Source organism: Psychrobacter sp. 1U2, assembly GCF_051847575.1.
In genome coordinates, this window is record NZ_JBPYDC010001167.1 from 1 (window position 1) to 680 (window position 680).

The 680-nt window shown below is 34.7% G+C and carries 1 protein-coding gene; it reads left to right on the forward strand.

All coding sequences use genetic code 11. The features are described 5' to 3' along the window. Positions 1-422: 422 nt before the first annotated feature. Positions 423-680 (forward strand): aminotransferase class III-fold pyridoxal phosphate-dependent enzyme (locus ACS8FD_RS21010; RefSeq protein ID WP_439277293.1); only part of this gene is annotated, 258 nt, incomplete at its 3' end.

The window sequence follows — 680 nt, forward strand, 5'->3', positions numbered from 1 at the left end:
CAAGGTCGAGGCTCATACTATGTCACATATCCACTATTCTTAGGTAACTCTTACAAAGTAAGGATGGTTTTGGAGTGGCTTTCAAATTATATCGAAAGTTATACTGAGTCTAGTAACGAATAGAGATTAACTTTCTAACTATTATTGTTTATATAGAGTTAATCCTGAATTAAGACCTTATCAAACATCTATTTAAATCAAGAGTAATTACTTTTTAACTCAACTAAAATACAGCTTTGATTGAGTTCTATCTCTCAAAGTTAATGTAGAGAACTAATTGGGTATGCTATTTTTAATAGTACTGCCGTATGAGATTGTTGCTGCAATGAATAAAAGGAATGCAAGTACAACTATTATTCGTTTGTTGACTAGCTAATATTTTGTTGAAATGAGCATCTAACTTAAGGAAGAGAAAAGAGCTCATGGATAAGATGCATAATGTTACAGATGCTTTTACGATGGTACATCCAGTAACCTTGACTAGAGGCGTTAATGCAAAAGTTTGGGACACTAATGACCGCTGCTATATCGATTTTGTGGGTGGTATAGGGGTCTTAAATTTTGGTCATTGTCATCCTCACATTGTTAGTGCCATTATTAACCAAACCCAATCCCTCATTCATTATGCCTATAATGCGGCCGCTCATACACCGTATCAAACCTTTATGCCGCGATTATGT